This is a genomic window from Pelagibacterium sp. (genome assembly GCF_965249125.1).
In the GTDB taxonomy this organism is placed as follows: Bacteria; Pseudomonadota; Alphaproteobacteria; order Rhizobiales; family Devosiaceae; genus Pelagibacterium.
The window spans coordinates 686629-699291 of record NZ_OZ252217.1 but is presented as its reverse complement, the minus strand read 5'-3'; the positions used below and the strand labels follow the sequence as shown (position 1 = coordinate 699291).

Genomic DNA, 12663 nt, shown 5'->3' with positions numbered 1-12663 from the left:
ACACGGCCGATGATTCTCAGGCGCTCCGGGCAGGACCGACACTCTGCTCGGCGGCCTTGAGCGTGTTGGCCATCAGCATGGCTATGGTCATCGGCCCCACCCCGCCCGGCACCGGCGTGATCGCTCCGGCATGGGCCGACGCGGCGGCGAAATCAACGTCTCCGACCAGCCGCGTCTTGGCCTCGCCCTTTTCCGGCGCGGCGATGCGGTTGATGCCCACATCGATGACCGTCGCGCCGTCCTTGATCCAGCCGCCCTTGATGAATTCCGGTTGCCCGATGGCGGCGACAACGATATCGGCGCTGCGGCACAGGGCCGGAAGGTCGCGCGTGCGCGAATGGGCGATGGTGACAGTGGCATTGGCATGCTGGAGCAGCGCGGCGACCGGGCGCCCCACAAGGTTGGAGCGCCCGACGACCACGGCGTTCAGCCCCGAAATGCCGTCGGGATAGACCGTGTCGAGCAGCTCCATGCAGCCCTTGGGCGTGCAGGGCACCAGTGTCTTTTCCACCTGCCCCGAGGCCAGCCGGCCGATGGAAACGTCGTGCAGCCCATCCACATCCTTGGCCGGATCGAGCGCGCCGATTGTGGTGCGTTCGTCAAGATGGCCCGGCAGCGGCAATTGCACCAGAATACCGTGGATGGCCGGATCGGCATTGAGCGTGCCGATCAGCGCCAGCAGTTCGGCTTGCGTCGTGTCGGCGGCAAGAGTGTGCTGGACCGAATGGAACCCGCATTCCTTGGCCATCCGGCCTTTCGAGGCCACATAGACCTGACTTGCCGCATCTTCGCCCACCAGCACGACCGCCAGACCGGGAGGCATCCCGTTGGTCGCCGTAAAAGCCGCGGCGCCCGCCTTGACCCTTTCGATTGCCGAAGCGGCCACGGCTTTTCCGTCGATGATTTTTGCGGTCATGGCGAACTCCTTTAGGCGAAAACCACAGTCTTGTGCCCGTTGAGCATGACGCGGTTTTCCAGATGGCTCTTGACCGCCCGCCCCAGCACCCGGCTCTCGATATCGCGGCCCACCGCGATCAGATCGTCCGGGCTCATGGCGTGGGTCACCCGCGCCGTCTCCTGCTCGATGATCGGGCCTTCGTCGAGATCGGGGGTCACGTAATGGGCCGTCGCGCCGATGATTTTGACACCACGTTCATGGGCCTGGTGATAGGGCTTGGCGCCCTTGAACGAGGGCAGGAACGAGTGGTGAATGTTGATGACCTTGCCGAACAGACGCGTTGAAAGCTGGTCGGAGAGAATCTGCATGTAGCGCGCCAGCACCACGAGATCGGCGTCGGCCGCCTTGATGATTTTGAGCACCTGGGCTTCCTGCTCGGCCTTTTCGCCCCGCGCGACGGGCAGATGATGGAACGGCACGCCTTCAGCCTCGGCGATGGCGCGGGCGTCCTGGTGGTTGGAGATGATCGCAGCGACTTCGGCGCGCAACGCCCCCACCTTGATCTGGTAGAGCAGGTGCAGCATGGCGTGATCGAATTTGGAGACGAGGATGACGATGCGCGGCACCCGCGCCTCATCGATCACCGCCGTCTTCATCTCGAACCGCTCGACAACCGGTTTGAGCGCGCGTTCCACGCCATCCTTGTCCACGCCATCGGGCGCCGTAAAGCCGATGCGCATGAAGAATTTGTCCGTGTCCCTGTCCCAGAACTGGTTGGATTCGGCAATGTTGGCGCCCAATCCGAACAATTCGCTGGTCACGCCGGCGACGATCCCGGGCTTGTCGGCACAGGACAAAGTGAGGATGAAATCGTGCATGCGCGGATAGGCCCCCGAAGGCTAGGATTTAGCGGGGTTCATAAGGGGTTGGAGGCGCAATGTCGAGGTGGAGGCAACCCACCGGGAAACTTTACAGAAGCTCCAACGTGTCGTTTATCCTTGACTTCTACTATCTGCAGGGTAATCTGCAGGTATTAAAAACAGGAGCACTGCTATGCAGAATCCGATTGCGATTACCCTTACCTCATCCGGCAAGGTGGAAACATATAGGGTCAGCGTGGCGCCGGAAAATACCCAAAAACTCAAGAGAAGCGAGGGGCGAACATCCGCTCCGGCCGTCCTTCTACTGAGACGCGCTATAATCCTGCAGGACGTTTCTGCAGGTATCATCGACCCAGCAGACGTGATATCTGCAGTTGATGGAGACTGGAGCAATGCCATAGTGGTAATCTGCGATGAACGTGCCGCGATTAGGCCTTCCACAACGGGTAACTCCAGCGCCACAGGTGATGAAGCGTTTTTGGAGCATGTTAAGCGCAGCGCACCAGAGCTCCTTCGGCTAGCTCGCAAGACTTTATTGGCAGTACGAGCGGCGGAAGTTGATGGGGATTTGGTAGAGACAAACAAAGGGCGTTGGGTGAACCGCCCTTTGAATACATTCACACTGAAGCTACAGCCGAAGGCCGGAAACCTGCAGTTTACACTGTATGGAAATCCGAACGATTACACGGCTGAAGGTTTTTTGCTCGCTGACCAAAACAGCTACTCGCGGGGCTGGATACGTAACGAGAGTGACGTGGGTAGATTTGCGGCTCTCGCACAGCAAGCCCAAACGCGACGCAAAACCAAATAGCCGGCAGGCGCGTCAATCTACCCCGCCGCCTTTTCGCTTCCCGGGATGTAGTTGAGCACCGGCCCCAGCCAGCGCTCGACATCCTCGATCGCCATGCCCTTGCGCTTTGCATAGTCTTCGACCTGGTCGCGTTCGACCTTGGCGACGCCGAAATAATAGCTCTCGGGATGGGCGAAATAGAGCCCGGAGACCGACGAGCCGGGCCACATGGCATAGCTTTCGGTGAGCTTGACCCCGATTTCCGCTTCCACGTCGAGCAGTTTAAAGAGCGTGGTCTTTTCGGTGTGGTCTGGCTGGGCCGGATAGCCGGGCGCCGGGCGGATGCCCTGATAGGGTTCGCCGATCAATTCTTCAGGCGCGTAGCTCTCATCGGCATAACCCCAAAGCTCGGTCCGCACCACTTCGTGCAGTCGTTCGGCAAAGGCTTCGGCGAACCGGTCGGCCAGCGCCTTGACCAGGATCGATGAGTAATTGTCGTTCTCCTCGTCGAACTTGTCGGCGATGGCGATTTCCTCGAACCCGGCGGTGACGCAGAACCCGCCGATATAATCGGGCGTGCCCGGCTCGGTCATGAAATCGGCCAAGGCCAGATTGGCCTTGTCGCCCGACTTGCCAAGCTGCTGGCGCAGGGTGAAGAATTTCGCCAGTTCGTCGGACCGGCTTTCATCGGTGAAAAGCTGCACATCGTCGCCGGCCCGGTTGGCCGGCCAGAACCCGACAACGGCTTTAGGCGTGAACCAGTTTTCATCGACAATGCGCTTGAGCATGACCTTGGCGTCGGCAAAAAGCTGCCGCGCCGCTTCGCCCTGGCGTTCGTCTTCGAGAATTTTCGGATAGACGCCCTTGAACTCCCAGGCCTGAAAGAACGGCGTCCAGTCTATATATTTTGCCAGCTCGCCCAGATCCCAATCCTGGAACGTCTTTGTGCCCAGAAACGAGGGCGCCTTGGGCTTGTAATTCGACAAGTCGGGCTTGAACGCGTTGTCGCGCGCCGCAGCGAGCGAAATGCGCTTTTTGTCCGCCTCGCCCTTCCTGTGCTTTTCGGCGACCGTTTCGTATTCCTGCCTGATCGTCTTGACGTAATCATTGGCCGCCTCTTTCGAGAGCAGTTTAGAGACCACGTTCACGGCAAGCGAAGCGTCCTTCACATAGATGGTCGAGCCGCGATTGTAGCGCGGATTGATCTTGACCGCCGTATGGACGCGCGACGTCGTCGCCCCGCCGATCATGAGCGGGATATCAAAACCCTCGCGCTCCATCTCGGCGGCGACATGTACCATCTCGTCGAGCGAGGGGGTGATAAGACCCGAAAGCCCGATCACGTCCACATTCTGCTCGCGGGCGGTGTCGAGGATTTTCTGGGTCGGGACCATGACCCCCAGATCGATGATCTCGTAATTGTTGCATGCCAGAACCACGCCCACGATGTTCTTGCCGATATCGTGCACGTCGCCCTTGACCGTCGCCATCAGGATCTTGCCCGCACTCTGGCGCTGGCCGTCTGCCTCCGCTTCCATGAACGGCAGGAGATAGGCCACCGCCTGCTTCATCACCCGCGCCGATTTGACGACCTGGGGGAGGAACATCTTGCCCGCGCCGAACAACTCGCCAACGATGTTCATGCCGTCCATCAGCGGGCCTTCGATGACGTGCAGCGGGCGATCGAAACTCTGGCGGGCCTCTTCGGTATCGGCCTCGATATATTCGGTGATCCCGTTGACCAGCGCGTGCGAAATCCGCTCTCCGACCGGCTTTTCACGCCAGCTTAGGTCCTTGGCTTTCGCTTCCTTGCCGCCCTGCCCCTTGTAGCGTTCGGCGAGGTCGAGCATGCGCTCGGTGGAGTCCGAGCGCCGGTTGAGCACCACGTCCTCGCACGCCTCGCGCAGTTCGGAATCGATGGACTCGTAAACCGCCAGCTGGCCGGCGTTGACGATGCCCATATCCATGCCCGCCTTGATGGCGTGATAGAGGAACACCGCATGCATCGCCTCGCGCACCGGCTCGTTGCCCCGGAACGAGAACGAAAGGTTCGAAACGCCCCCCGAAATGTGCACATTGGGCAGGGTCTGGGTGATTTCCCTTGTGGCCTCGATGAAATCGACGCCATAATTGTCGTGCTCCTCGATGCCGGTGGCGACAGCGAAGATATTGGGATCGAAGATGATGTCCTCGGGCGGAAAGCCGACCTCATCGACAAGGATGCGATAGGCGCGCGTGCAGATTTCCACCTTGCGCTCCTTGGTATCGGCCTGTCCGTCCTCATCGAACGCCATGACGACGACTGCGGCGCCATAGAGCCTGCACAGCCGGGCCTGTTCGCGGAACTTGTCCTCGCCTTCCTTCATGGAGATGGAATTGACGATGGCCTTGCCTTGCACGCATTTCAGGCCCGCTTCGATCACTTCCCATTTCGAGGAATCGATCATTACCGGTACGCGTGCGATATCGGGTTCGGACGCCACCAGATTGAGGTATTCGACCATGACCTGCTGGCTGTCGATCAACCCCTCGTCCATGTTGATGTCGATGATCTGGGCGCCGTTTTCCACCTGGTCGCGCGCCACATCGAGCGCCGTTGCGTAATCGCCCGATTTGATGAGCTTTTTAAACCGCGCCGAGCCGGTGACGTTGGTGCGCTCGCCCACATTGACGAACGGAATGTCGTCGGTGAGCGTGAAGGGCTCGAGCCCCGACAGCCGCAGGCGCGGCTCGATCTCGGGGATGGCACGCGGCGGATATTTGCCGACCGCCTCTGCAATCGCCGCGATATGGTCGGGCGTCGAGCCGCAGCAGCCGCCGACGATGTTTAAAAACCCGTCGCGCGCGAACCCGCCGATCTGTTCGGCCATGAATTGAGGGCTCTCGTCATATTCGCCGAATTCGTTGGGCAGGCCCGCATTGGGATAAGCGCAGACGAGGGTATCGGCGATATCGGAGATTTCGGCGAGATGGGCGCGCATGGCGTTGGCGCCGAGCGCGCAGTTGAGCCCGATGGTGAACGGTTTTGCGTGGCGCAGCGAATACCAGAACGCCGTCGGCGTCTGCCCCGACAATGTGCGGCCCGAAAGATCGGTGATGGTGCCCGAGATCATCACCGGCAGCCGGATGCCTTTTTTCTCGAAGACTTCCTCGGCGGCAAAGACCGCGGCCTTGGCGTTGAGCGTGTCGAAGATGGTTTCGATCAGGATCAAATCCGAGCCGCCATCGATCAGCCCTTCGATCTGCTCGCCATAGGCGATGCGCAGATCGTCGAAACTGACGGCGCGGAAGCCGGGATTGTTGACGTCGGGCGAAATCGAGGCCGTGCGGTTGGTGGGGCCGACGGCGCCCGCCACGAAACGCCGCTTGCCGTCCTCGGCTTCGGCCCGGATGGCAGCGCGCTTGGCCGCCTGCGCGCCCGCGACGTTGAGCTCATAGGCCAGCGCGTCCATGCCGTAATCGGCCTGGGCGATGGTGGTGCCCGAAAACGTGTTGGTTTCCAGCAAGTCCGCCCCCGCCATGGCATAGGCGAAGTGGATGTCCTCGATGATTTTCGGCTCGGTGATGACCAGAAGATCGTTGTTGCCCTGCAAGGGTTTTGGCCAATCGGCGAACCGCTCGCCCCTGAAATTTTCTTCCGAAAGCTTTTCGAGCTGGATCATGGTGCCCATGGCACCGTCGAGAATAAGGATACGCTCGCGCGCCGCTTCCGTCAGCGCCGCAAGGATTTCCTCGCCCTCCTTGGCCGTACGCACCGGGGCCGAACCCGGCCGCAGCGCGTCCACGGCAATCGCTTCGCCCTCGCCCATGCCGCCCATGCGCCCGTCAGCGGGGGCATGGGTGTGGCCGTGGGTACATCCGGGAGCGTTGCACATAATGAAATTCCGTTCCTGCGGGCCGATCCCGCGAAGTGATACAAAGACATAAAGATATCTTTATGTCAATCAATGAGGCTCTCGAGAAGCCCGGCGAACCGGGCCACTCGCTTGGCGGTCGCATCGGCAAAGCCGACAACGAGACCCTTGCGTTTCTGCCCAGCGCAATAGCTCGAAAGCGCTGGCGTTTCAAAGCCTTCCTCGGCCAGCCGGGCCGCGACTTTGGTATCGTCGACCCGGTCGGCGAACCCAATCACTGTCTGCAGCCCGCCCATGGGCATGGCGATTTCGATGGCGCCGCGGAGCCTTGCACGCAAGGTCTCGACCAGCAATCGCCCGCGCTCCTCATAAAGCCGGGCAATCCGTTTCAAATGGGTGACCAGAGCCCCGCTTTCAATCAACTCGGCATAGGCGGCCTGGGCGTGGATATTGACCGTAAGACCCATGTTGCGCTGTGCCTGGCGCAACGATCCCGCCAGGGCTTCGGGCACCACCATATAAGCGAGCCGCAGGCCCGGCAGCAGGCTCTTGGCGGTGGTGCCGAAATAGATCACCTCCCCGCCCCGGCTGATCCCCTGTAAGGCGGCAATCGCCCGGCCCTGCCACATGAACTCGCTGTCGTAATCGTCTTCGATCACCACGGCGCCCTCGCGGCGGGCCGCTTCGAGCAGGTCCATGCGGCGCTGCAGATTCATCCGCGCGCCGGTGGGATAATGATGCGAAGGCGTGACATAGACCAGCCGCGCCCGGCTGCCGGCCAGCGCCGAAGGGTCGGCGCCCTGCGCGTCCGCTTCGAGCGCTTTTGTCACCAGTTCCGCCCCGGCAAACGCGGTGCGCGCGCCGAAATAGCCCGGTGATTCCACAAAGCCCACATCGCCCGGATCGGCCAGACACTGGGTCACCAGCGACAGCCCCGCCTGGATCGAGGGCACAGCGATGATCTGGTCAGGCGAAGCATTGACCCCGCGATGGCGCGCCAGATGCCCGACCAATGCCGATTTGAGGCGCGGCAATCCGTCGACATCGCCATAGATCGCCGCTTCTCCGAATTTCTGCCGCGCCACACGCCGCAGCGTTCGCGCCCAGAGATCGGCGGGAAACAGCGCCTCGTCGGGGGCGCCGGGTTCGAGCTGGCCGGCGTGACGCCCGCCCTGCCAATTGCGAAGGTCACGCGCCAGAGCCTGCCCGCGTTGCGAAAGGCCGATATTTGCGCCCGTCCCTCCGAGCGTTGGCGCCTCCAGTTCAGCCCGCGCCACCACCTGCGGCGCGGCACCGGCTCGCACCGCGATCACCCCGTCGGAGCGTAGCAGTTCGTAGGCGGCGTTGACCGAATTGCGTGAAATCCCGAGGCCCGCTGCCAATTGCCGCGAACTGGGCAGCACCGACCCGGCCCTGAGCCGACCCGAGCGCGCCGCCTCGCCGACGGCCCGGTAGATCTGTTCGGGCAGCGGGGCGCCCGACCGATCGAGCACGATCAGTCCTTCGAGCATCTGGAACCTCAAAATCAAACCAAAGTGGACCTTACGCAGAACCAGTTTATCGCAGATAACTGGTCTTATTGAAAAGCCGAAACTTTTATTTCTAAAGGCACCACCATGAACGAACACGTCCTGCCGCCCCATGCCCGCGCCCGCCAGCCCCGCCGCGCACGCTATGACGAGGACACCATCAACGACATTTTAGATTGCGGGCTGGTCGGCCATGTTGGTTTCATCGCCGAGGGCCGGCCCATGGTGGTGCCCATGGCGTATGCCCGCTGGGGCGGGACGGTGTATCTGCACGGCGCATCCAAGGCGCGCATCGTCGCCATGCACAGGGATGGCGACCCGATTTCAATGACCGTTACCCTCCTCGAAGGCATCGTCGCGGCGCGCTCGGGCTTCCACCATTCGATGAACTATCGCGCCGCGACCGTCCATGGCACCACGCGGCTGGTGACCGATCCGGGCGAGGCCGAACAGGCGCTCAAGCTCATCACCGAGCATTTGCTGCCCCTGCGCTGGAATGAGGTGCGCCCCATGCACGACAAGGAACGCAAGGCCACCGGCGTCATCGCATTGGAGATCGAGGCGGCTTCGGCAAAAATTCGCCAGGCGCCGCCCGCCGACGATCCCGAAGACCACGATCTGCCCATCTGGGCCGGGGTGATCCCCATCGTCACGGCTTTGGGCGCTCCGGTCGGCGACGGCAAGACGCCGGGCGAGGTTCCGCCACCGCCCTCCACCCATTTGGCGCGCAAGAAATTTGCCTAACGATTGTGCAAGATAAAAACTTGCCTCTTCACTTGGCAGGCATTTCTATCCATAGTCCCACAGCTTTCATTCGATGGGACCGGATCGGTGCAACAGGGCCTGCCGCGCAGGGGCGATACAGTGGACGACATCGTCGGGCAACTGGCCGATGCCATAGTGGCCGGCCAGTTCCGGCCGGGTGAAAAACTCGACGAGTTGACCCTCGCCAACCGCTTTTTCGTCTCGCGCACCCCGATCCGGGAGGCGCTCAGCCAGCTTGCCGCGATGGGGCTGGTGTCCCGCCGCCCCAACCGGGGCGCGGTGGTGGCCGAATTGAGCGAAGAACATCTGGCCAATCTGATCGAGGTGATGGCCGAGCTCGAGGCGGTGTGCGCCCGGCTGGCCGCTGAGCGCATGTCAGGCCCCGACCGCCGCAGCATGGAGGTCGACCACCTGGCCGCCGCTGAAATGGTCCGGCTTGGCCGCACCGACGCCTATGCCGCCTATGACACTCTGTTTCACGCACGGGTGCAGGCCGCGGCCCGCAACCCGCAATTGAGCGAGATGGCCGCCCTGTCGCGCTCGCGCCTCACCCCCTTCCGCACCGACCTTTTCGCCTATCCGGCCCGGCTGGCCCGGTCCTACGAAGAGCACGAAATGATCGTCACCGCCCTGCTCCGGGCCGATGGCGCGCGAGCCGAAGCCCTGATGCGCCGGCACATTCTGAGTTCGAAGGAACAGATGACGCCGATTTCGGTGGCGCGGTAGTTACAAATAGAGGCCCGGGGTTTGTCGGTCGTTCGACGCAGCTTCCCCCTGCGCTTTCCCGGCGAAAGCCGGGATCCATGGGCGCCGCCAGAAACGTTGGCATTTCGGTCTATGCTGCTGGACCCCGGCTTTCGCCGGGGCAGCGATCGTGAGGATCGCAATTCGTTCTGACAGGCCTTTCGGCCACGCGGTCAGGACTTGTCCCGCAGCTCCCGCCGGTCCTCGCGCATCTCGAACCACATGGCGTTGAGAATGGCGAAGGCGCAGGCCAGCCCGACGCCCAAAATCCACGAAAAATACCACATGGGCTGTTCCTCTCAGTAGGCGTTGGGGTTCTTGCCGAGGCTCTTGCTGGTCACCGGACCGCTCATCACCTTGTAGACCCAGCTCGTGTAGGCAAGGATGATCGGCAGGAAGAACAGCGTGGCGATCAGCATGATGAACAGGGTCAGATGGCTCGATGTCGCGTCCCACACCGTCAGGCTCGCCACCGGATTGTACGAGGATGGCAGAAGGAACGGAAACAACGAAAGCCCGGCCGTCGCGACGATCCCGAAAACGCCCAGCGCCGCCGAGATGATGGTGAGCGATCCCGGCCGGGCCCTGATGCTCAGGGCCGCCCCGGCCATGCCGAGAAAACCCAGAGCCGGCGCAACCATCATCCAGGGATATTGCCCATAATTGGCCATCCAGGCACCGACCTCGCGCACCACGGTCTTGGCCAGCGGGTTCGACGCCTGATCGGTCACCACTGCACTGGTGATGACGTAGCCCTCGATACCGAAGGCGATCCACAGACCGGCCAGGGCGAACAGCGCCATGGCCGCCAGTGCCGCCCACTGGCCGTATCGGGCTGCCCGTTGCGCCAGCGCCCCGTCGGTGCGCGCCGCGAGCACGCTCGCCCCCATCACCGCCAGCATGGAAAGGCTGACCAGCCCGCTGAGCAGCGCGAAGGGTGACAACAATCCCAGGAAATTGCCCAGATAAGAGGGCCGCAAGGTGTTGTCGAGATCGAAGGGCGCCCCGAGCAGCACATTGCCCACGGCAACGCCGAAAATCAGCGCCGGCACGAACCCGCCGATGAACAGGGCCCAGTCCCAGGCGCTGCGCCAGCGCGGATCGGCGATCTTGCCGCGATATTTGAACCCCACGGGCCGCAGGATCAGCGCGAACAGGATGACGATCATCGCCAGGTAAAAGCCCGAAAAGCTGACGGCATACAACGGAGGGAAGGCCGCAAAGATCGCGCCGCCGCCCAGGACCAGCCACACCTGATTGCCCTCCCATGTTGGGCCCTGCAGATTGAGCATCACGCGCCGCTCGTCATCGGTCCGGGCAACGACGGGCAATAAAGCCCCCATGCCCAGATCCATGCCGCCCATGATGGCAAAACCAATGAGCAGCACGCCCAGCAACCCCCACCAGATAAGGCGCAGCGTTTCATAATCGATTGGAATGAAATCCATTTCTCGCTCTCCTTATTCAGCGGGAGCGGGCTTGCCGCCCGTCTCGTCATCGTCATAGCCATCGGGCGATTGCGGGAGGTCCGATTTGGGCGCGGGAGTTTCCATCGGATCGGGTTCGCCATTGAGCAGAGCCACGTAATCCTTGGGCCCGGCCTTTATCGCCTTGACCATCAGGATCGCCATGATGACTGCCAGGATAGTGTAGAGCGTGACGTAAAACGTCAGGCTGATCGAAAGATCGAGAACGCTCAGCCCCGAAGCCGCATAAAAGGTTGGAAGAACCCCTTCGATGGCCCAGGGCTGTCGCCCGAACTCGGCGATGATCCAACCCGCTTCCACCGCGAGCCAGGGCAGCGGCATGGCCGCCACCGCGCCCCACAGGAACCAGCGGTGTTTCTCCAGCGTGCCGCGCGAGGCTTTCCAGAACGAAAGGGCGAAAAAGGCGATAAAGAAGAACCCGATGCCCACCATGAGCCGGAAGGTCCAGAACAGCGGCCAGACAGCAGGGACCGTATCGGCCGCCGCCATGGAAATCTCTTCGGGCGTCGCGTTTTCGATATCGACCCGGTAGCGCTTGAGGAGCAGCGCATAGCCCAGATCGGGCCAGGTTTCAGAAATCACCGCGCGGGCGTCGGCATCCTGCCGGTCCACCTCCAGGGCCGCCACCGCCTCATATGCCAGAATTCCGTTTTCGATCCGCGTTTCAGCGCGGTCGACAAGCTCGTTGATCCCGGGAAGCTCGGTATCGAAGCTGCGCGTCGTGATAAGGCCGAGAACCCACGGAACCTTGAGCTCGAAGATCTCGCCATTGGGCAGCGGGAACGCAACGAGGTTCAGCCCGGCGGGGGCAGGCTCGGTGTGATACATCGCCTCCATGGCCGCGATCTTCATCTTCTGGTGTTCGGTCGCCACATATCCGCTCTCGTCGCCCAGCACGACCACCGAGAGCGCCGAGGCCAGCCCGAAACTGGCGGCAACCACCATTGAGCGCTTGGCCAGTTCGAGATGCTTGCCCTGCAAGAGAAACAGCGCGCTGACCCCGAACACGAACACCGCGCCCGTCACATAGCCGGCCGAAACCGTGTGCACGAACTTGGCCTGGGCCACCGGGTTGAACAACACCGCCATGAAGTCGGTCACTTCCATGCGCATCGTATCGGGGTTGAACGTCGCGCCCACCGGATATTGCATCCAGCCATTGGCGATAAGGATCCACAGCGCCGAGAAGTTTGCGCCCAGCGCCACCAGCCATGTGACCACCAGATGGCCGACCTTGGACAGCCGGTCCCAGCCGAAAAAGAACAGCCCGATGAACGTGGCTTCGAGGAAGAACGCCATCAGCCCCTCGATGGCCAGCGGCGCGCCGAACACGTCGCCCACGTAATGGCTGTAATAGGACCAGTTCATTCCGAACTGGAATTCCATGACGATGCCGGTCGCAACGCCCATGGCGAAATTGATGCCGAACAGCGTGCCCCAGAACAGGGTCATCTTTCGCCAGATCTCGCGGCCCGTCATCACATAGGTGCTCTCCATGATCGCCATCATGAAAGAAAGCCCCAGCGTCAGCGGCACGAACAGGAAGTGATAGAGAGCGGTCGCGGCAAATTGCAATCGCGACAGGTTTACGACGACTTCGTCGATCATGGTTGTGCCCCTAATCTTTGGTGCCATCCGCAGATCGAGCGCCGGAACTGGCGGATGGCGACTGTCCGAACGCATACACCCTAGCACCATTCGACCACATTGACCTG

At 62.0% G+C, this 12663-nt stretch carries 10 protein-coding genes; 3 read left to right on the top strand and 7 right to left on the bottom strand.

The window, feature by feature from the left end:
* Nucleotides 1–16 precede the first annotated feature (16 nt).
* Together folD and purU are read right to left on the bottom strand one after the other, a co-directional pair.
* On the bottom strand, nt 17–916 hold the full coding sequence (gene folD, locus ACP148_RS03505; protein WP_421951209.1) for a bifunctional methylenetetrahydrofolate dehydrogenase/methenyltetrahydrofolate cyclohydrolase FolD: 900 nt from the start codon (nt 914–916) through the stop codon (nt 17–19).
* Nucleotides 917–927: 11 nt separating this feature from the next.
* A complete protein-coding gene (purU, locus tag ACP148_RS03500; protein WP_421951208.1) occupies nt 928–1776 on the bottom strand; it encodes a formyltetrahydrofolate deformylase in 849 nt (282 codons plus the stop codon).
* A 175-nt stretch (nt 1777–1951) separates the two neighbouring features.
* Here purU and ACP148_RS03495 point away from each other — a divergent pair, with 175 nt between their 5' ends.
* Nucleotides 1952–2590 (top strand): hypothetical protein, encoded by a 639-nt coding sequence (locus ACP148_RS03495; protein WP_425033117.1) that lies wholly within the window; start codon nt 1952–1954, stop codon nt 2588–2590.
* 17 nt (nt 2591–2607) lie between these two features.
* Here the strand turns inward: ACP148_RS03495 and metH are convergent, their stop codons facing one another.
* Nucleotides 2608–6387 (bottom strand): methionine synthase, encoded by a 3780-nt coding sequence (metH, locus tag ACP148_RS03490; RefSeq protein ID WP_425033619.1) that lies wholly within the window; start codon nt 6385–6387, stop codon nt 2608–2610.
* Between the two features lie 122 nt (nt 6388–6509).
* Nucleotides 6510–7934 carry a PLP-dependent aminotransferase family protein gene (locus ACP148_RS03485; protein WP_425033115.1) on the bottom strand — a complete coding sequence of 475 codons (1425 nt, stop codon included), beginning with the start codon at nt 7932–7934 and terminating at the stop codon, nt 6510–6512.
* A gap of 105 nt (nt 7935–8039) precedes the next feature.
* Between ACP148_RS03485 and ACP148_RS03480 the strand changes: the two genes are divergently transcribed.
* Complete coding sequence (locus tag ACP148_RS03480) at nt 8040–8696, top strand: pyridoxamine 5'-phosphate oxidase family protein (RefSeq protein ID WP_421951205.1); 657 nt, start codon at nt 8040–8042, stop codon at nt 8694–8696.
* A gap of 120 nt (nt 8697–8816) precedes the next feature.
* On the top strand, nt 8817–9443 hold the full coding sequence (locus ACP148_RS03475; protein WP_421951204.1) for a GntR family transcriptional regulator: 627 nt from the start codon (nt 8817–8819) through the stop codon (nt 9441–9443).
* Nucleotides 9444–9634: 191 nt separating this feature from the next.
* On the opposite strand, the gene cydX is transcribed toward ACP148_RS03475, so the two are convergent.
* Genes cydX through ACP148_RS03460 form a run of 3 tightly spaced genes read right to left on the bottom strand, consistent with a single transcriptional unit; the run spans nt 9635 to nt 12556 of the window.
* The gene (gene cydX / locus ACP148_RS03470; protein ID WP_350055084.1) at nt 9635–9748 is read right to left on the bottom strand and encodes a cytochrome bd-I oxidase subunit CydX; all 114 of its coding nucleotides are present in this window, start codon (nt 9746–9748) and stop codon (nt 9635–9637) included.
* 12 nt (nt 9749–9760) lie between these two features.
* Complete coding sequence (gene cydB, locus ACP148_RS03465) at nt 9761–10909, bottom strand: cytochrome d ubiquinol oxidase subunit II (protein WP_421951203.1); 1149 nt, start codon at nt 10907–10909, stop codon at nt 9761–9763.
* 12 nt (nt 10910–10921) lie between these two features.
* A complete protein-coding gene (locus ACP148_RS03460; protein WP_421951202.1) occupies nt 10922–12556 on the bottom strand; it encodes a cytochrome ubiquinol oxidase subunit I in 1635 nt (544 codons plus the stop codon).
* Nucleotides 12557–12663: the final 107 nt, after the last annotated feature.